This window comes from Desulfovirgula thermocuniculi DSM 16036 (genome assembly GCF_000429345.1).
Classification (GTDB): Bacteria; Bacillota; Desulfotomaculia; order Desulfotomaculales; family Desulfovirgulaceae; genus Desulfovirgula; species Desulfovirgula thermocuniculi.
Genome location: NZ_AUBR01000009.1, coordinates 53,173 through 72,970 on the forward strand (window position 1 = coordinate 53,173; position 19,798 = coordinate 72,970).

General features: G+C 62.1%; 18 protein-coding genes. All 18 read right to left on the reverse strand.

Annotated elements, in window-relative coordinates:
- Positions 1-2: 2 nt before the first annotated feature.
- Positions 3-986 carry a dipeptidase gene (locus tag G454_RS0103810; protein ID WP_027717532.1) on the reverse strand — a complete coding sequence of 328 codons (984 nt, stop codon included), beginning with the start codon at positions 984-986 and terminating at the stop codon, positions 3-5.
- 100 nt (positions 987-1,086) lie between these two features.
- Positions 1,087-1,347: a stage V sporulation protein S gene (locus tag G454_RS0103815; protein WP_027717533.1), complete on the reverse strand. Its 261-nt coding sequence runs from the start codon at positions 1,345-1,347 to the stop codon at positions 1,087-1,089.
- An 87-nt stretch (positions 1,348-1,434) separates the two neighbouring features.
- Positions 1,435-1,941: a hypothetical protein gene (locus G454_RS0103820; protein WP_211229940.1), complete on the reverse strand. Its 507-nt coding sequence runs from the start codon at positions 1,939-1,941 to the stop codon at positions 1,435-1,437.
- Between the two features lie 132 nt (positions 1,942-2,073).
- Entirely contained in the window at positions 2,074-3,591 is a 1,518-nt protein-coding gene (gene rny / locus G454_RS0103825; RefSeq protein ID WP_035106834.1) for a ribonuclease Y, read from the reverse strand.
- A 262-nt stretch (positions 3,592-3,853) separates the two neighbouring features.
- A complete protein-coding gene (recA, locus tag G454_RS0103830) occupies positions 3,854-4,909 on the reverse strand; it encodes a recombinase RecA (protein WP_027717536.1) in 1,056 nt (351 codons plus the stop codon).
- Positions 4,910-4,952: 43 nt separating this feature from the next.
- The gene (locus G454_RS0103835) at positions 4,953-6,197 is read right to left on the reverse strand and encodes a competence/damage-inducible protein A (protein ID WP_027717537.1); all 1,245 of its coding nucleotides are present in this window, start codon (positions 6,195-6,197) and stop codon (positions 4,953-4,955) included.
- 56 nt (positions 6,198-6,253) lie between these two features.
- Positions 6,254-7,720 (reverse strand): AAA family ATPase, encoded by a 1,467-nt coding sequence (locus G454_RS0103840; RefSeq protein WP_027717538.1) that lies wholly within the window; start codon positions 7,718-7,720, stop codon positions 6,254-6,256.
- Positions 7,721-7,802: 82 nt separating this feature from the next.
- Entirely contained in the window at positions 7,803-8,324 is a 522-nt protein-coding gene (locus tag G454_RS0103845) for a hypothetical protein (RefSeq protein ID WP_027717539.1), read from the reverse strand.
- 3 nt (positions 8,325-8,327) lie between these two features.
- Positions 8,328-8,873: a CDP-diacylglycerol--glycerol-3-phosphate 3-phosphatidyltransferase gene (pgsA, locus tag G454_RS0103850; RefSeq protein ID WP_027717540.1), complete on the reverse strand. Its 546-nt coding sequence runs from the start codon at positions 8,871-8,873 to the stop codon at positions 8,328-8,330.
- A complete protein-coding gene (rimO, locus tag G454_RS0103855; RefSeq protein ID WP_027717541.1) occupies positions 8,870-10,195 on the reverse strand; it encodes a 30S ribosomal protein S12 methylthiotransferase RimO in 1,326 nt (441 codons plus the stop codon). The genes pgsA and rimO overlap by 4 nt, the downstream gene beginning before the upstream one ends.
- A 114-nt stretch (positions 10,196-10,309) precedes the next feature.
- Entirely contained in the window at positions 10,310-10,630 is a 321-nt protein-coding gene (locus G454_RS0103860) for a hypothetical protein (protein ID WP_027717542.1), read from the reverse strand.
- Between the two features lie 11 nt (positions 10,631-10,641).
- A complete protein-coding gene (locus G454_RS0103865; protein ID WP_027717543.1) occupies positions 10,642-11,382 on the reverse strand; it encodes a helix-turn-helix domain-containing protein in 741 nt (246 codons plus the stop codon).
- Positions 11,383-11,395: 13 nt separating this feature from the next.
- Positions 11,396-12,442 carry a tRNA 2-selenouridine(34) synthase MnmH gene (gene mnmH / locus G454_RS0103870; RefSeq protein ID WP_027717544.1) on the reverse strand — a complete coding sequence of 349 codons (1,047 nt, stop codon included), beginning with the start codon at positions 12,440-12,442 and terminating at the stop codon, positions 11,396-11,398.
- A 91-nt stretch (positions 12,443-12,533) separates the two neighbouring features.
- Positions 12,534-14,654, reverse strand: coding sequence for an FtsK/SpoIIIE family DNA translocase (locus G454_RS0103875; protein ID WP_027717545.1), 2,121 nt, complete (start codon positions 14,652-14,654; stop codon positions 12,534-12,536).
- A 97-nt stretch (positions 14,655-14,751) separates the two neighbouring features.
- Positions 14,752-16,890: an L-lactate dehydrogenase (quinone) large subunit LdhH gene (gene ldhH, locus G454_RS0103880; RefSeq protein ID WP_027717546.1), complete on the reverse strand. Its 2,139-nt coding sequence runs from the start codon at positions 16,888-16,890 to the stop codon at positions 14,752-14,754.
- Positions 16,887-17,450 (reverse strand): LutC/YkgG family protein, encoded by a 564-nt coding sequence (locus G454_RS0103885; protein ID WP_027717547.1) that lies wholly within the window; start codon positions 17,448-17,450, stop codon positions 16,887-16,889. The genes ldhH and G454_RS0103885 overlap by 4 nt, the downstream gene beginning before the upstream one ends.
- A gap of 70 nt (positions 17,451-17,520) precedes the next feature.
- A complete protein-coding gene (locus G454_RS0103890) occupies positions 17,521-19,266 on the reverse strand; it encodes an L-lactate permease (RefSeq protein WP_027717548.1) in 1,746 nt (581 codons plus the stop codon).
- Between the two features lie 350 nt (positions 19,267-19,616).
- Positions 19,617-19,798: zinc ribbon domain-containing protein (locus tag G454_RS20790; RefSeq protein WP_156896657.1), on the reverse strand; the 182-nt coding region annotated here is incomplete at its 5' end.

Sequence of the window (19,798 nt, forward strand, 5' to 3'; positions counted from 1 at the left end):
TTTTAGAGCGCTAAATCCTGCCGCGGCAAGACCTGGTGTAAAACCCGCCAGAAATTGCCGCCCAAGATGGCAGCAATTTCCTTTTCCCGGTAGCCCCTTTCCCACAGGGCGCGGGTGAGGTTTGGCAGGCGGGACACGTCCTCCAAGCCGGGAACCACGCCGTCTATGCCGTCGAAGTCCGAACCTATCCCCACGCAGCCAATCCCGGCCAGGGAGACGATGTGGTCCAGGTGGTCGAGGAGTCTCTCCAGGGAAGGCTCCGTGGGGTGGATAAAATCCGGGCAAAAGCACAGTCCCACCACGCCCCCCGCGGCGGCCAGGGCGCGGATCTGTTCGTCGGTGAGGTTGCGCCTGTGGGGACAGATCCTGCGGCTGTTGGAGTGGGAGGCAACGACCGGTTGGGCCGACTCCTCCAGCACGTCCCAAAAGCCGGCCTCAGAAAGGTGGGAAACGTCCACCACCATTCCCAGCCGGTTCATCTCCCGCACCACCTCCCGCCCGAAGCGGGTGAGCCCGCCCCGGGTCCCCTCCTCGCCCACCCCGTCGCCGAGCTCGTTACGACCGTTCCAGGTCAGGGTGAGGCACCTCACCCCCAGCCGGTAAAACATGCGCAGCACCTCCAGCCTACCGGCCAGCGCCTCCCCTCCTTCGACGGCCAAGAGCACGCCCGTCTTGCCGCTTACCCGCGCCCTGACCATGTCGGCAGCGCACCTGACCGGCATCAATTCTTCCCGGTTCTTCTCCAGTTCCTCATACGCGCGGGCCAGGAGTTCAAGGGCCCTCACCGTAGCCCGCTCACGGTGGGCCGGGGAAATAAAGGCGGCCATAAACATTAAGCCCACGCCGCCCCGGCGCAGGCGGCGGAGGTCCACATGCCCTCCCCGGCCCACATCGGCTAGAGAGCGGCCCTGCTCTTCCATGGCCGTGAGCACGTCGCAGTGGGCATCGATGATCATAAAGCGGTAATGAAGGGCCAGCCATTCCATGCCGCACCAGCTCCCAAAATTAAAAACCTGTTTATTCTTTATGCAAGAATAAACAGGTTTAAAAGCAAGATAAAAATTAGCAAAAACCCCGGCATAATCTTTAACGTGGCTGCACAATTAACTTGATGGCCGTTCTTTCTTCACCGTCAATGATGACGTCCGTAAAGGCAGGGATGCAGATGAGGTCCAGCCCGTGGGGTGCCACAAACCCCCTGGCTATGGCCACTGCCTTTACCGCCTGGTTAAGGGCACCGGCGCCAATGGCCTGCAGCTCCGCACAGCCGCGCTCCCGGATGACCCCTGCCAGGGCACCTGCTACAGAGTTGGGGTTTGACTTTGCCGAAACCTTTAATACCTCCATGCTTGATGACCTCCCCGCAACCTAGTGCAACTCCTGAAGTATATATTTGCTAAAGCCTAATAAATTCCTCTCGCCCCGCAATAATTTTTACAATCTTTCCACCTGTTTGTTGAAGACCAGAACCCTGCCGCCTTCGCGGAAGGCAAAGAGGTGCTTTTCCTCGGCCATGTAGCGCATGCCGTCCAGCATGTGCTTGATGAGCCTTTCCCGCAGGATGAGCTCTTCCTCGTAAATTGCCTCGTTGGTTTCGGCCACCAGGTCCTCCCCCAGGAAGTGGCGCAGCACTTCCACCATCAGGGCTATTTCCTCCTGCACGAGGCTTTCCACATCGCGCTGCACCCTGATGATGGTCAGGTTGCCGTAAGAGCGGTGGTCGACCCGCTTTATGCGAACTTGCCTCTCCTCCAGCAGGTTAAAAACCTCAATGCTCTCCGCCAGCCGGCCTTTTAAAGCGCTTTTCTCCGCGCGGGAGAGGGCCCGGGAAGCAATAAAGTTGAACTCCAGCACCTGGCGGTCGGGCGCGAAATTTATGGTTGCCACCTCCGGGTAACGCACCAGTATGGCGGTCAGCAGTTCCACGCTACCCTCAACCAAAGGCGACACCCTCCCGGCTCAAACTGCAACACGTATAACTTCTTTTCCGGAGGATATAATCCTGCCTCCGCCGCCACGCCGGGAAGAAAATTTTTTCTCCCAGAAAAGGAAAGCGACCCCTTTTGAAGGGGGTCACTTGGCGTACTCCACCACCCGCACTTCCCGGATGATGGTTACTTTTATCTGGCCCGGGTACTCCAGCTCTTTCTCTATCTTCTTGGCAATCTCCCGGCAGAGGCGCACGGCTCCCAGGTCGTCCACCTTCTCCGGCTTGACCATAATGCGCACTTCCCGCCCGGCCTGAATGGCGTACGACTTCTCCACACCCTCAAAGGAGCTGGCAATTTCCTCCAGTTTCTGCAGGCGCTTCACGTAGGCCTCCAGCGTCTCCCGGCGGGCCCCCGGGCGGGCTGCCGAAATGGCGTCTGCCGCCTGCACCAGGACGGCGGTGATGCTCTGGGCCTCGTGATCCCCGTGGTGGGCGGCTATGGCATTTATAACCTCGGGGTGCTCCCGGTACTTTTTGGCCAGTTCTACGCCAATGGCCACGTGTGGTCCTTCCACCTCGTGGTCCACCGCCTTGCCTATGTCGTGCAGCAGGCCGGCCCTTTTGGCCAGCTGGGCGTCCACGCCCAGCTCGGCGGCCATGATGCCGGCCAGGTGGGCCACTTCAATGGAGTGCTTCAAAACGTTTTGCCCGTAACTGGTGCGGAACTTCAGACGGCCCAGGAGGTTAATGAGGTCGGGGTGCAGGCCGTGCACGCCGACCTCCATGGCCGCCTGCTCCCCGGCCTGCCGGATCTGGCTCTCCACTTCCTTCCTGGCCTTTTCCACCATCTCTTCGATGCGGGCGGGGTGTATGCGCCCGTCCACAATGAGCTTCTCCAGGGCCACCCTGGCAATCTCGCGGCGGATGGGATCGAAACCGGAGAGGATTACCGCCTCCGGAGTGTCGTCGATAATCAGGTCGATGCCCGTTAAGGTTTCAAAGGCCCGAATGTTGCGCCCCTCCCGGCCGATAATGCGGCCCTTCATCTCGTCGCTGGGAAGGGGTATTACGGATACGGTGGTTTCGGTGACGTGATCGGCGGCACACCGCTGGATGGCCAGGGAGATGATGTCCCTCGCCCTTCTTTCTGCCTCTTCCCTGGCCCTGCTCTCAATTTCCTTAATCATTAACGCCGCTTCGTGCTGCACTTCCTTTTCAATTTCCGCCAGGAGCTGCTGGCGTGCCTCTTCGCTCGTTAGTCCGGAAATGCGTTCCAGCTCGCTCCGCTGCTTGCGGCAGAGCTCTTCCAGCTGCGCCTTTAAGCCCTCGACTTCCGCCTCCTTGCGGCAGAGCGCCTCTTCCTTGCGCTCGACGGCCTCAATCTTGCGGTCGAGGGTTTCCTCCTTTTGCAGCAGGCGCCTCTCCAGCCTCTGGAGCTCGAACCTCCTTTCCTTGTGCTCCCTCTCCACTTCATTGCGGAAGCGCAGGATTTCTTCCTTTGCCTCCAGGATTGCCTCCCGCTTCTTGGCTTCGGCTGCCTTTTCGGCTTCCTCAATGATCTTCTTTGCCTTTTCCTCGGCGGAAGCTATGCGGCCCTCCGCCAGGAACTTGCGCATGAGATAACCCGCGGCAAAGAAGACCACGGCTGCCAGCACCAGCATCAGCACACTGGGTACCGACAACTTCTCACCTCCTCACAAAAAAAAGACCGAGTATGCCTCGGCAGAAAAAAGAATCGGTACTACCTTGTCGCCGTAACACGGGCGGCAAAAACAGCCCAACCCCTCCTCCGGAGGGGGATCCTGCAGCCTTGCGTTTTGCCCCCGAGAAAGGGGTTGTCGTTTATATCAAACCCGTGCCGCGCCTGGGCGCGCACCAGTAGTAACCAATTCTATTTTCTCCCAAAAGTTATTCTATACGTTTTCAGGTAGGCGTGTCAAGCCCGCCAGCCCCCGGCCCTTCCACATCCACGGCGGAGGGAGGCTTGAGGCCGCCCATGTTGAGCTGCTGGCGAATTTTTTGCTCTATCTCGCCGGCAATTTCCGGGTGCTGGCGCAAGAACTCCTTGACGTTCTCCCTACCCTGGCCGAGGCGTTCCTCCCCGTACGAGTACCAGGTACCGCTCTTGGTGATGATCTTTAGTTCGGTGGCCAGGTCGAGGAGGGCACCCTCCTTGGAAATGCCCGTACCGTACATGATGTCGAAATCTGCCTGCCTGAAAGGCGGGGCCAGCTTGTTCTTGACCACCCTCACCCGCGTGCGGCTGCCTATGATTTCCGAACCCTGCTTTAACGCTTCCAGCTTGCGGACTTCCAGGCGCACGGAGGCATAAAATTTAAGCGCCCTCCCGCCCGGGGTTGTTTCCGGGTTGCCGAACATGACGCCCACCTTTTCCCGCAGCTGGTTGATGAAGATGGCCGTCGTGCGGGACTTGCTGACGGCGCCGGTGAGCTTGCGCAGGGCCTGTGACATGAGGCGTGCCTGCAGCCCCACCTGCAGGTCGCCCATTTCCCCCTCCAGTTCCGCCCGCGGCACCAGCGCCGCCACCGAGTCGATGACCACCACGTCCACGGCCCCGGTGCGCACCAGGGCCTCGCAGATCTCCAGCGCCTGCTCTCCTGTGTCGGGCTGGGAAACCAGGAGGTTGTCGATGTCCACGCCCAAATTCTTGGCGTAGTTAGGGTCCAGGGCGTGTTCGGCGTCAATGAAGGCCGCTATACCGCCGGCTTTCTGGGCCTCGGCAATGATATGTAAGGCCACGGTGGTCTTCCCCGAAGACTCCGGCCCAAAGATCTCCACTATCCGCCCCCGCGGCACACCGCCTATACCCAGGGCAATGTCAAGGGAAAGGGCACCGGTGGGGATAACCTCCACTTGAAAGCGGGTGGTTTCCCCCAGCCGCATGATGGAGCCCTTGCCAAACTGCTGCTCTATCTTGGCCAGGGTGGCTTCCAGTACCTTGATCTTCTCGCTGGACACGAAAAAACACCACCTTAAAAGAGGATTTAAAAGGGGAAGAACCTTACCCGGAAAATCCCCGCAGCAGGTACAGCCGCACCATGTTCAGGGCGGCATTGGCTGCGCCCTGCCTCACCGCCTCGCGCCGCCCGGGAAAGCGGAACTCCCGGGCCAGGGAGCCCTCCGGCACATCCAGGGCAATATAAGTGAGGCCCACGGGCTTATCGGGAGTACCCCCCTCGGGGCCTGCAATCCCCGTCACGCCAACCCCTATGTCCGCCCCCGCCAGCAGCCTTGCCCCCCGGGCCATGGTCACGGCCACCTCCCGGCTGACCGCACCGCAGCTCTGCAAGAGTTCACCGGGCACGCCCAAGACCTTTTCCTTAACCCGGTTGTGGTAGGCCACCAGGGAACCCAGGAAGTAACGGGAGCTACCGGGCACGGAGGTGAGGCGGGCCCCAATAAGGCCGCCCGTGCAGGACTCGGCCAGCGCCAGGGTCAGGCCGCGCTCCGCCAGCAGGCGCCCTACCACCTCTTCCAGCACCTCGTCGTCAAAGCCGAACACGTAGTCCCCCAGGCGTTCCTGTACCCGGCCCAGAAGGTCGCCCACCACCTGCCGCGCCTGCTCCGCGCCGGCGGCGCGCGCGGAAACGCGCACGTGCACCTCCCCGGGCCTGGCAAGGTAAGCTATGCTGGCCTGCTCCCCTTCCAGGTCCCCGATGAGCTGTTGCACCCCCACCTCACCGAGCCCCGTTACCTTGATTACGCGGCTGTAGATGACCGGCCCGCGGCCAACCAGGGAGGAAAGGTACGGGACCACCGCTTCCTCAAACATGGCCTTGAGTTCCCCCGGCGGCCCGGGAAGGAGAACCAGCACCTTCCCCTGGTGCTCCAGCAAGGCTCCCGGGGCCGTTCCCACCGGGTTGGGCAGGATGCGGGCGCCCGCAGGAAAGCAGGCCTGCTTGGCCACGCCTTCGGTTACGGCCACTCTCCGCCTGGCGGCATACTCCTCCAGGCTCCGGAGGGTGGGCTCATCCACCACCATGGGCAGGCCCAGCACCCCGGCCACCGTCTCCTTGGTGAGGTCGTCGCTGGTGGGGCCTAGACCGCCGGTGATGATGATCAGGTCGGCCCTCTGCAGGGACTGCCTTAAGACCTGCGCCAGGCGCTCCCAGTTGTCGCCCACCGTGGTATGCAGGATGACCTCAATACCCAGCGCCAGGAGCCTGCGCCCCAGGTACTGGGCGTGGGTGTTGAGGATCTCCCCCAGCAGGAGCTCCGTTCCCGTAAAAATTAACTCGGCCTGCAAAGCAACCACTTCCCCGCACTTGCGTTGTTAAGATGGTACTTAGAGTTAATTATACCTTAGGAAACCAAGCGCCGGAACTCCTCACCGGAGATTCTCTCCTTTTCCAGCAGCGCTTCAACCACCTTCTCCAGCAACTCCTTTCTCTCGCTCAGGAAGCGGCGCACGCGCTCCTCCTGCCCCCGCAGGATCTCGGTAATGGCACGGTAGCGCAGCCCCCGGGGCAGGCTCTCCGCATCCACCACCCCCAGGCTGGACATGCCGTTTTTAATCATCTGCTCCGCCACGCGGGCGGCCTCCTGAAAATCGCCTCCCGCGCCGGTGCTGCGGCTCCCCAGGACCAGCTCCTCGGCCACCGCTCCGGCCAGCATGACGGCTACCTGGTTCTCCAGGTACTCCCGGGTGTGCAGGTAGGGGTCGTCCTCCGGGACCTGGCGCATGTAGCCGAGGGCCTGGCCCCTGGGGGTGATGGTGAGCGAGGAAACCGAGCCCGGCTTAACCAGCTCGCTCACCAGGGCGTGGCCGGCTTCGTGCACAGCCACCCGCCTCAGCTCTTCCGCCGAGGGGCGGCGGTCCAGACGCTCGCCCATCATCACCTTCTCCACCGCTTCCTGGAAATGCCGCTGGCAGATGACCTCGCTGCCCTCCCGCATGGCCAGGATGGCGGCCTCGTTGGCCAGGCTCTCCAGGTGGGCCCCGCTAAAGCCAAAGGTTTCCTTGGCCAGCTCCTCCAGGGACACATCGTCCCCCAGCGGCTTGTTCCTCGTGTGCAGCCGGAGGATTTCCAGCCGCCCCTGCCTGTCGGGAAGGTCCACCCTCACCAGGCGGTCAAACCTCCCGGGCCGCAGGAGGGCCGGATCCAGCATGTCCGGGCGGTTTGTGGCCGCCACCACCAGTACCCTCACCCGGTCGTCTACCTTTAACCCATCCATCTCCACCAGGAGCTGGTTGAGGGTCTGGTCGTACTCGTGGTGGCTGGCGTTGGTGCCCCTCCGGGCGCCCAGGATGTCAATCTCATCAATAAAGATAAGGGCGTTTTTCTTTCCCTGGCGCAGGGCCGCCTCCCTGGCCGTCTGGAACAGGCGCCTCACCCTCTGGGCACCCACGCCCGCGTAAACTTCGATAAATTCCGATCCGTTGCAGGCAATGAAAACGGCATCGGTGTAGCTGGCCGCCGCGCGGGCCAGCAAGGTTTTTCCCGTTCCCGGAGGCCCGGTGAGGAGTATGCCCTTCAAGGGCCTGATGCCCAGCTTCTTAATCTGGTGGTAATTTTTAATAAAATCCAGAGCCTCGCGCAGCTCCTGGATGGCCGAGGCCTGGCCGCCGATGTCCGCAAAGGAAACTTCCTGCTGGTTAACCGGTTGTTCGGGAACAAAGTGACGGGCCAGCAGGCCCCGAGAGCGGGCGATGTAATACAGCCCTGCACCGGCCGCCCCCAGGAAAAGCAAGGGGGTAACGTCGTAACCGTTAAGGTACATAAAAAGCAGGCCGGCCAGGGCCAGGCCCAAACCCACTTCCTTTGCCACCCGCGGATCTCCCTTTCAACTGCTGATTATACGACAAACTATTATATCACAGGTGCAAAATAAATACGGACCGGAAATGTTTTCATGGCCTTTGCCGGTCCCTGGGCACCACGGCATAGAGGTAGTGATCGCCGCGCTCCATGCACAGGTACATGTTCTCCTCATCCAGGAAAAGCGCCGCCCTCGCGCCCACCCGTGCGGCTTCCTCTTCTACGCAGCGGGCCGCCTCCCGGTAGTTGCCCCGCACCTGGGCTTCATACAGGGCGAGGTGGGCGCGGTTGTAGGCTTTCTGCAGCTCCCCGTCCCTCTTGTCCCTGATTTCCAGCACGAAAGGGCGGCGGCCCAACACCTCCTGCAGGGAATCCCTCAACTCCCGGTAGGTGGAGGGGAAGTCTTCTACCTTTTTCAGCCCCACGGTAACGAGGAAGGTCCCTTTTTGCCTTTGCAGGGTAAAGGATTCCACCGCCCCGTGGGCCCTGAGCGCTCTTTCCAGAGGCTCCCGGTAGCTGAAGTGATTAAAAGCCCACTGGAGGGCCCCCAAGAGCAAAAAACCGGCCCCAAAGGCCAACAGCACCACGGGTATGCGCCAGCCGCGCCACTGCATGGGCTAATAACCACCCTTTTTTATTACTGCCCAGCCGCGGCGGAAGTAATCCCACCCGGAGAGGAGGGTTAAAAGCAGCGCCGCCATCAGGGCAAGATTGGCCGGAGTGGGATCGTGCCAGCTAAAAGGGCTTTCCTGCCAGAAAAGGGCGGCCAGGGCCACCACCTGGCATGCCGTTTTGAGCTTGGCCGTAAGGCTGGCCTCCAGCACTTCCCCCTCCCGGCTTAAAAAAGAGCGCAGGCCGGTGACGGCCAGCTCCCGGCCAATAATGATCATGGCCACCCAGCCGGGCAAGCGGTGCATCTCCACCAGGGAAACGAGGGCCGCACACACCAAAAGCTTGTCTGCCAGCGGGTCCATGAGCTTGCCCAGGCGGGTGACCATGCGGCGCTTCCGGGCCAGGTAGCCGTCCAGGCCGTCTGTGAGGGCGGCCAGCAGGAAAAGGGCACCGGCCAGGCGGGCGCCATAAGGTACCTGCCAGTAGGCCACGGCCACAAAGAGGGGAACCAGAAGCACGCGCAAAAGCGTCAGGCGGTTGGGCAGGTTCATGCCAGCTCTCCCACCAGATCATATTCCCTGGCGCGGGTTATCTTCACCTTCACAAACTCACCGGGTGAGAGAGGGGAGCCGTGGGCGCTGAAAATGACCCTGCCGTCCACTTCGGGAGCATCGCCCTCGCTGCGCCCCACATAGCGCCTGCCCCTTCTCCCCTCCACCAGGACCAGCCGGCTGGTGCCCACCAGGGAGCGATGGTAAGCCAGGGAAATCTGCCGCTGCAGGGACATGGCCCGGTGGTAGCGCTCCTCTTTCACTTCCTCCGGGACCTGGTCCGGCAAGGCGGCGGCAGGAGTACCCTCTTCGGCGCTGTACTTAAAAAGACCGGCGCGCTCAAAGCGCATCTCCCGCATGAAATCACACAACTGCTGGAAGTCTTCCTCCCTTTCCCCGGGAAAACCAACCATGAAGGTGGTGCGCATGACCAAACCCGGGATGGCCTCCCGCAGTTGCCCGATAATCTCCCTCAGGCGGCCGGCGGTGGCCCCGCGCCCCATGCGCTCCAGGACAGCCGGGCTGGCGTGCTGGAGGGGCAGGTCAATGTAGCGGCAAATCTTGGGCGAGGAGGACAAGACCTCTATCAGCTCTTCGGTAATACCTTCCGGGTGGCAGTACATCAGGCGCAGCCAGGTAATGCCCGGTACTTCCGTTAACTCTTTTAGCAGCCGGGGTAGGCTGCGTTGCCCGTAAAGATCCAGCCCGTAGCGGGTGGTATCCTGGGCTACCAGGATGATTTCCCTGGCCCCTTCCGCGGCCAGCTTCCGCGCCTCTGCCACCACATCCTCCAGGGGCCGACTGCGGTACGGGCCCCTTATGAGGGGTATGGCACAGTACGTGCAGCAATTGCTGCACCCCTCGGCAATCTTAAGGTAGGCCGTGTAGCGCGGCGTGGCCCTCAGGCGCGGCGCGGCCCCCTCATAGCTGCAGCCGGGGTCGCCTACCGCCAGCACCCTCTCCCCCGCCAGGGCCCTTTGCACCGCCCGGGCCACCTGGTGAATCATCCCGGTGCCCAGGAGGCCGTCAACCTCGGGCATTTCCTCCATGAGCTCCCCGGGGTACCGCTGTGCCAGGCAGCCCGCCACGAGCAGCACCCGGCAGCGGCCGTCCTCCTTGTACCTGGCCAGGCGCAGGATCTCCTCTATGGACTCCTCCTTGGCCGGGGTGATGAAGCCGCAGGTATTGACGATGATGACCTCGGCTTCTTCCAGGTGCGCGGTGATGGCAAAGCCGGCCTCCCGCAGGTGCCCCAGCATGATCTCCGCATCCACCAGGTTCTTGGGGCAGCCCAGACTGATCATCCCCACACGCAACGACACACACAATTCCCCCCTGCACACCAAGCAGTTTTAAGTATACCACAAGAAGGCTCTCCCTCCGCAGAAAAAAAAGAACCCCCGCAAAATTCCTAGGGGAAGCGGGGCTGCTCTGCGCTATCCCAGAAGGCTGGCGATGCTTTCATGAAGGTGGGCATTGAGCTGGAGCATGACTTTCCTTAGCGAATCGTCATCGTCAACCACGTACCCCTCGCCCCAGCGGGAGATGAGGTACTGCACAAAGGCCAGATAGCCCTTCATGGAAGCTACCCTAAAGAGATCGCGCGAAACGTTATTTCGCGGCTGGCCGGGACACCCCCATCCCGGCCGGTGGGTGATGGTAAAGTTGCCCAGCTTCCCATCACCCTGGTACCACGAGAGAACCCCGTCGTACAAGCCTATCTCTTTACCGCAAGAGCTGCAGATAAAGGGAACCACCCCCTTAACCCCTAGCCCCGGTTCGAGGCCAGGAACTCCCTGCTCACCACCTGCCCCCGCTCGCCCAGCACGCCCAGGTCGCGCCCGTTTATCTGCACGTTGACCACACCGGCGTTCCCCAGCTTTACGCGGATGCGCTCTTTAGCCTGAAACGTCTTGGATTCGTTGGCCAAAACCTCGCCGGTAAAGGCAGTTCTCCCGTCCACCTCCACCCGCATCCAGCAGGATTCGTCAAATACCTTAAGAACCAGGTTGATGCCCTCCGCCTTTGGCGCCTCCGGAGGAGGGGGAGGCTGGCCGGGCTCTTTTGCTTCGGGCGGCGGTGCGCTGGCCAGGGGCGCACCCCCCTGCGGCACATCCCGCAAACTTCCCTGATGACCGAACTGGGCGGCTCCCCAGAAAAGGATGAGCACAACGCACGCCAGCCCTACCAGGACATAGGCCAGGCGCGGGGCGCGCCTCATGTTTGCACCCGGTATCCCCGTTTCCCGGGGCATCACGGGACCCGTTTCCTCTTTTTCCGGCGGGTAGAGATCCTCAAAGCGGGCCACCAGTGCCTCTGCGTCCAGGCCAAGGTACCTGGCATACGTGCGGAGAAAGCTTTTAGCAAAAAAGCGCCCCGGTAACAGAGCGAATTTCTCTTCCTCCAGCGCCGCCAGGTAACGGAGGCGGATCTTCGTCTCCTCTTCCACCTGCTCTAGAGTCAGTCCCCGGGCTTCCCGGGCCTGACGGAGGATGCTACCTATCTCCAAGTTCTTCACCTCCTCACCGGACGTACTCGGGCAGGCTGATGACCCATTCGCTCACGCGCCGCACCGCTTCTTCAAAATCGGCCGTAGAAACGCAGAGGTCGTAGCCCTCGCTGGGGGCATCGGGGTAGCGGTAGAGGGGATCGTAGTGCTTGACCAGGAGGTAGGCAAACACCTCGGCAAACTCCCCCCGGGCCAGCCGCTCCACCAGCTCCTTCACCTGCTGCGCTCCCAGGTACCTGGCCAGGGCAGATGTGGCCTCCTGCAGCGCCGGGATGTTTTGGCCCGGCCCGCAGGTGTATTCTTCCACGAGCCGCCGCACCCGGTTCTCCAGGGAGTCATAGAGCAAGACGCGGTAACCTTTTTCCATGGAGGCCAGCACGCTCCGGGGCACGAGGAGGTTGCCCAGCCGGCGGCTTTCGCATTCCACGAGAAAAAGTCCCCTCTTTTCGGCAGCCCTTAAGTCACGCACGATGAGGCTTTCAAACATTTTCTGCCGGGGGGAAGGGGGCAGGCCGATTTTGCCGAAAACCGAGCCCCTGTGCCGGGCCAGCCCTTCCAGGTCCAAAACGGGCAACCCCATCTCCGCCAGCCTCTGGAGCAGGCGTGTCTTTCCTACTCCGGTCAGCCCGTGGACGACCACCGCCTTCATGGGGAGGTCCCGCTCCAGGTACTGGATAACGTAACGCCGGTAAGCTTTGTAGCCGCCGGCAAGGCGGTAAACGGCAAAGCCCATGACGTCCAGAAGGTAAGCGGCAAAAAGGCTGCGGAGCCCGCCCCGCCAGCAAAAGAGGACCACGCGCCGCCCCGGGGCCGCCTTCTCCACGGCCTGCACCCAGCGGGGCAAGCGCGGGGAAACGATCTCCAGGCCCAGGCGCCGGGCCTCCAGGGGCCCCTTTTCTTTGTAGGCGGTCCCCACCAGTGCCCTTCCCGTATTGTCGAGGAGGGGGATGTTTACCGCTCCCGGTATGGTATCTTCCTGGAATTCGCCCTCCGAGCGGACGTCAATAATCACCGCTCCGGGCAGGTCCAGGGCTTCTGCTACGCTAATTTCTCTAATCATTCCGCCACCTAACCGCGTCGCTTACAACTTCTTTCTACACTTCTTTGCGGTCTCCTTTTAATTTCTATATTAAACTCCCCCGCCAGTTTTTTTAACCTCTCTTTTTTAAAATCTGCTCGAACTGCTCGGCGGTAATGAGCACGGGACGCGGCTTACCCCCTTCATATCCACCCACATAGCCCCTCTTCTCCAGGATATCCATGAGCCTGGCCGCCCGGGCGTAACCGATGCGCAGGCGTCGCTGGAGCATGGAAATGGAGGCCTGGCCTGCTTCCATGAAAATTTCCACCGCGCGGGGCAGGAGCTCATCCTCCGGCTCCTCCTCCGGTGCCGGTACCTTCAGGTCTTCCTCCACCACCTTCTCGTCATAGCAGGGGGCGGCCTGCTTTTTCAAGTAGGAAACCAGGGCCTCCACCTCCCGGTCGGAAAGGTAGGCGCCCTGCACGCGGATGGGCTTGGGAGCCCCCACGGGGAAGAAAAGCATGTCGCCCTTTCCCAGGAGCTTCTCCGCGCCGGCAGCGTCCAGGATGGTCCGCGAATCGATCTGGGAAGAAACGGCAAAGGAGATGCGCGAGGGTATGTTGGCCTTGATCAGGCCGGTGATGACGTCCACCGAAGGACGCTGGGTGGCCACCACCAGGTGTATCCCGGCGGCGCGGGCCATTTGCGCCAGGCGGCAGATGGCATCCTCCACGTCGGCCGGTGCCACCATCATTAAATCGGCCAGCTCATCGATAATGATGACGATGAAGGGCAGGTTTCCCCGGGGCCTGCCCAGCTCGTTGTAGCGCGCCAGGTCCCTTACGCCGGCGGCGGCAAAAAGCTCGTAGCGGCGCTCCATCTCCCTTACCGCCCAGCGCAGGGCCGTAGCCGCTTTCTTCGGGTCGGTGACCACCGGGGAAACAAGATGGGGGATGCCGTTGTAAGTGGTGAGCTCGACCATTTTGGGGTCGATGATAATAAACTTTACCTCCTCGGGGGTGGCCTTAAACAGGATGCTGGCAATGATGGTGTTCAGGCACACGCTCTTCCCCGAGCCCGTGGCGCCGGCAATGAGCAAGTGGGGCATTTTGGCCAGGTCGGTAACCATCGGGTCGCCCGCAATGTCTTTGCCCAGCGCCACCGTCAGGCGTGAAGGGGCATCTTGGAACGCGGGAGTTTCCAGCAGCTCCCGCAAGTATACCGTGGAAACCTCCTGGTTGGGCACCTCTATGCCCACCACAGATTTTCCCGGAACGGGGGCCTCAATGCGCACATCCGGCGCGGCCATGGCCAGTGCCAGGTCGTCGGCTAGGCCCATGATGCGGCTGACCTTTATCCCGGCAGGGGGCTGGACCTCGTACCTGGTAATGGCCGGGCCGCGGCACACCTGCACCACCTTTGCCCTCACGCCAAAGCTGCTCAAGGTTTCTTCCAGCCTGCGCACGCCTTCCGCTATGTCCCTGGCCGCCTTGGCGGGCCTGGGGCGCACGGGCCTGGCCAGGAGGCTGAGCGGAGGAAGCTGGTAGCTCTGCCTCTCCGGCGCAGGCGGGGAAACGAGGTGCAGCCGCTGGCCTGGTGGGGGCTGGTCGGGTTCTTTTAGGGTACTTTCACCAGTTGCGGCCACCTCCTGGCCGCTGCGGTCAATAATCACGGGTTGCCCGGAGTGCTCCCCGCCTTCTTCCTCCACCTCGGTAAAAAAAAAGTTCACCAGCTTGCCCTGGGCCAGGTAAGCTCTGGCAGCCTCCGCCGCCCTGCCGGCCAGGTGCTTGAGGGAAAAATTGCTGGCAAGTATGGCGCCCATTAAGGTCAGGGTGGCCAGCACCACCCAGGTCCCGGTTAAACCAAAGGAGCGGTAAAGGAGGAGGTAGAAGGCGGCTCCCAGAAGGCCCCCCCCTTCCCCTGCCACCCCGGCCCGCCAGGCATAATCCAGGGGCACAAGCATGTGCAGGAGGGTAAGGGCCACCAGGAAGAGCAGGGAGCCTCCCAGGAGGCGATGGCGCATTTTGCCGGGCCCCCTGCCGCGGATGAACCTAAAGCCCCAGTAGGCCAGCAGGAGGGGGAAAAAGTACCTTCCTTCCCCGGCGGCCTGGCGCAAGATCCTTTCGGTAACCAGGCTGACCAGCCCTACCTGCGGGTTGGCCAGGCTGAGAAAGCCCAGGAGGGACAGGCAAATTAAGGCTACGCCCGCCAGCTCGCAGCGCTGCTGGTTTAAAAAAGGCCTTGCTTTCACCCCCAACCCCCCTTAATGGCAGTATTCCTCATTACAAGTATATTTTACCATACGGCCCGCCAGTATAAAACAACCCCGGGTCACCCCGGGGGTTCTTTCAGGGCAATCTCCTTAGCTTTTCCGCAAGGATCTCGGCGGTATGTTTTACCGTCTTTTCCACCCCTCCTCCTTCAATTTGCAGGAGGCAGCCCGGGCAGTCCAGGGCCACCAGGTCCGCTCCGGCCCGGCGTATGGCCTCCAGCTTGCGCTCCAGGAGGGCGCGCGAGAGCTCGGGGAACTTCAGCGCAAAGGTTCCTCCAAAACCGCAGCACAGCTCCCGGGGCGTCATTTCCACCAGCTCGGCCTGCGCCGCGGCCAGCAGCCGGCGGGGCGCGAGGTCTGCCTTCAGGGCATATTTCAGGTGGCAGGAATCATGGTAGGCAATTTTACGGCCCAACGGGGCCAGGTGGGGGAGGAGTTCGTCTTTGTGCTCCCAGACAAAGGTGGAAAAGTCGGTCACCTTGGCCGCACACGCCTCCGCGCGCGGCAACCACGCCGCATCGCCCGCCAGCGCTTCCGGGTAGAGACATTTCAGGGCCTCCGCGCAGGTTGGGCAGGCGGTGATTATCCTCTCCGCCCCTGCCTCCAGTAAGGCGGCTAGGTTCTGCCGGGCCAGTTCTGCCAGGCTCTTCGGCATACCGGCCTGCCTGGCCGGAAAGCCGCAACAGGTCTGTCCCTCCGGGTGCTTCACTTCCCATCCCATGGCGGCCAGCACCCTGCACACCGCCTCGCCAATCCCGGGGTAAACGAAATCCACCAGGCACCCGGAGAAAAAGGCCACCGTGTCTTTCGGCCGGGCGGGGCGTGGCAGGCCTTCTAGGCGGTCCCGGAAAGGCACCGCGGCCAGAGGGGGCAGGGAACGGCCCTCCGCCAGGCCGGCAAGGAAGAGCGGCAAATGGCGGATCCTCCCTTCCTTCGCCCAGGGTCCCTGCAGCCTGGCGGCCGCCTTTAGCAGCCCGTGGAACAGGCGCCGGCGGGGCAGGACCTTCTCAAAGATCAGCCGCTCCACATGGGCGGCGCCGTTTTTCTCTACCGCCCGCCGCCTGAGCTCGGCAATCAGGCCGGGCAGGTCGATACCGGCTGAGCAGTACTCCCGGCAACGCTGGCACCCCAGGCAGAGGTGCTGCGCCAGGGCGGCTTTTGTAAAATCGGTAAAGAAGGCGCTGAGCACGGTGCCAATGGCGCCGGTGTACACGTCGCCGAAAAGGCCACCGACCTGCTGGTAGACCGGGCAGACGTTTAAGCAGGCCGCACAGCGCACGCAGAGAAGGGCCTCCCGGAAGACGGGGTCGGCAGCCATGCGCGTGCGCCCGTTATCCAGGAGGATGATATGCAGCTCCTTACGGGGGAGGTAATTGCCCTGGGGGTCTACACACGGCACGGCACCGGTGATCATGGTCACGTAGCTGGTGATGGGCTGGGCCGTGGCGCTGCGGGGGAGAACCTCCAGAATGGGCGCCACGTCCTCAAAGCGCGGCACCAGCTTTTCCAGGCCCACAATGACCACGTGCACCGGGGGCAGGGTGGTGGTCAGGCGCCCGTTTCCCTCGTTTGTCACCATGACCACCGTGCCCGTTTCGGCCACGGCAATATTTCCTCCGGAAATGCCCATCCAGGCGGAGAGGAACTTCTTGCGCAGTTCCCTTCTGGCCAGCCCGACCATGCGGGGAATTTCCGGCTCCACCCTTTCCCCCACCTCGCGGCTAAAAACCTCGGCCACCTCGTGGCGGCTCATGTGAATGGCCGGCATGACCATGTGCGAGGGGCGCTGGCAGGCGAGCTGGATGATCCACTCCCCCAGATCGGTTTCCACCACTTCCAGCCCGCGCTCCTCCAGGTAGCGGTTGAGGTGGATCTCCTCGCTGGCCATGGACTTAGATTTGACGATGCTCTTGATGCCCTTGGATGCGGCCAGGCGGGCAATATAGTGGCAGGCGTCTGCAGCCGTTTGGGCCCGGAAGACCACCGCGCCCCGCCGGGTGGCTTCCCGGGTAAACTGCGCAGCCAGTTCCTCCAGGCGGCTGGCCGCCTCCCCTTTGATGCGGGCCACCTCCCGGCGCAGGGATTCAAAATCCTTCACCTGGTAGGCCTGCTCGCGGGCCACCACGTAATTGTCGGCAAAACGGGTCAGGGCACAGGCAACGCTTTTCCTGCCCAAGGCGTCCCTCACGGCTTCCCGCAAGCTTGCCTTGCTCAAAGCTCCCCATCCCCCTCTTCCACAAAGATGACCACGACCCTGGCCGGCCCGTGCACGCCGATGGTCAGCACCCGCTCGATATCTGCCGTGCGGCTGGGCCCGGAAACAAAGGCCAGGTAGCCGGGGATCTCACCCCGCCGCGCCCAGAAGGCGATAGCCTCACGCAGGGTAGCCACCAGTCCTCCGGCTGGCACCAAGGCCAAGTGGCACGGCGGCAGCATGGAAACGAGGCGCGCGCTTATATCCGTGGCATCCTGCACGATGGTGCCCGTCTCGGCCACGGCCAGGGTAAAGGAGGAGATGCCCAGATCGGCCTGCGCAGCCTGCTCCCGGGGGTTTCCGCTTGTCAGTTCCGCCCCGCACTCGCGCACGACCTCTTTTAGGCCCAGGGCTTCCAGGAAAGGGTTTTCGGCCAGGGCCACCTTTGTGGCCTTTAGCTCTTTAATTACCTGGCCGACGAGCTGCCGGGCCTCCTCTTTTCCCCTTGCCCAGTGTACCTCGGTTCCCACCGCCCGGGCCCGCTCCACAAACTCCTCGTAAAGCTGCTTCAAGGTGGACAAAGCATCCTCTCCCCTTTTCCATACTGCAAAAGCCCCGGCGGGCACACCGTCCGGCCGGGGCCTCCCATTCTTATCTTTCCTGCGGCTGCGCGTCCCGCTGCCGGTAAACCGCCGCTCCCAGGATGAGAATGAGCACAGCTGTCCCGACGAGGATGTTTACGCCCTGGGAGACGGTCTGCGGCGTGGCCGCCGCCTTTCCTGCCGCCACCAGGGGCGGGATCATCCAGGGGAACACGTAGGCCTGCAGGAGGGCTATAACGCCGATCAATGAGGCAAAGAAGATGCTGTGCCACACGCAAAAGCGGAAGAGGTCGCTCTCCCGGCCGGCCAGGCCGGTGGCGCCGGCACCCACGGCCAGGTTCTGGAGGGAGATCATCTTGCCCGCCACGCCCCCGCTGCTGTTGGTGGCCACGGTGAGGACGGGGTTTATCCCCAGCCCCTCGGCGGTAATTTGCTGCATCTTGCCAAAGAGGGCGTTGGAGGAGGTGTCGCTGCCCGTGATGACCACGCCCAGCCAACCCAGGAAGGAGGCCATGAAGGGGAAGGCCGCGCCGGTCACGGTAAAGGCCTTGCCCAGGGTGGGCGTCATGCCGGACCAGTTGGCCACAAAGGCAAAGCCTAAAACGGCGGCAATGGTTAAAAGGGCAAAGCGCAGGTCTTTTAAGGTCTTGGCAAACACCTCCAGGAACTGGCCGGCGCTGATGCGCAGGATCACCGCGCTGATAATGGCCGCAATGAGGATGGCCGTGCCGCCCGCAGAGAGCCAGTTGAAGTTATACACTACAGACATGGGCTTGCCGCCGGCAATGATGGCCTTGTCCAAGCCGGTAAAGACGATTTTCACGGTGGCCTTATCCAGAAGGGCCTTGACCGGCTTCATGCCCCAGTCGCTGATTAAAATAGTGAGGATGATAAATGGCGACCAGGCCTTCAGGACAACCCCGGCGGGGTGCTTCCTCACTTTCAATGTGGCCGGGGGCTCATCGGCAAAGCGCCACACGCGCGCCGGCTTCCACACCCGCAGCAGGATGACCAGGGCAATGATGGAGACCAGTGAGGACATGATGTCCGGCAGCATGGGGGTCATGTAGTTGGAGGTAAGCCACTGCGTTACGGCAAAGGAGATGCCGCACACCAGGATGGCGGGCAGCACTTCCACGGCGCCCCTTAAACCGGCCATGATGAGGACCAGCCAGAAGGGCAGGAACACGGAGAGGAAGGGCAGCTGGCGCCCGGCCATCTGGCTGATGGCCATGGCGTCGATACCGGTCACCGTGCCGGCGGTAATAATGGGTATGCCGATCCCGCCAAAGGCCACCGGGGCGGTGTTGGCAATGAGGCAGATGCCCGCCGCGTAGAGGGGGTTGAAGCCAAGGCCGGCCAGCATAGCCGCGGTAATGGCCACCGGGGTGCCAAAGCCCGCCGCACCTTCGATAAAGGCGCCGAAGCAAAAAGCAATCAGGAGCGCCTGCAGGCGGCGGTCTTCCGTGATGGCCGCGATGGAGTCCTTGATAATCTCAAACTGCCCCGTTTTTACCGTCAAGTTGTAGAGGAAGACGGCCGTGATGACAATCCACCCAATGGGGAAAAGGCCGGTTAAGACGCCGTACAAGGTGGTCAGGAGAACCATGTTCACGGGCATGCCGTGCACGCCCACGGCCAGGGCGATGGCAAAAAGCAAAGTGATGATACCTGCTATGTGCCCCTTCATGCGCCAGACGGCCAGGGCACAGAAGAGAAAGATGATGGGCAGGGCGTCTACCAGGGCCGAAAGACCCAGGTTGCCCAGGGGGTTCACCGCTTGCGTCCAGGTCACGCCGGCTTTCCTCCTTTTTGCAAGTTGAGTTTTTAAGTTTTTAAAGAAACTTGAGAAAAGCATGAATGCACATTTTAGTTTGGCCCTCTGCAGATTTCCCCAGCCACCACCTCCCCGCAAGGGCAGGGTGATTATTTAGCCATCTTATGGCTATGTGATCTGACCATTTAAAATATACTACCTCCCTGTTCACTTTTCCTGCTAAAAGAGTGACATCCTCCCCCCAATAAATTGGGGGGCATCCCGTCGTGGGATGGCGGCTGATCAACCGCAGGTTAGCCAGCATTCCCCGGATGACCCGGATCATCACCTTGGCCTTTGGGGGTGCCACGCTCCCCTTTCTCCCAGGGTCATGCCCCGAGAGCATCGAGCCCTCTGGCGGCAATGTTCAATGCCCCAACCCTGTCCGCATCGGACTGGTACCCGCACCTGACGCACCTGAACCAGGCATGGGTTTTCCGGTTGTAGCGGGAAACATTTCCGCACCGCGGACAGGTCTTGGAGGTTTCCTTGGGGTCGACGTAGATTACGG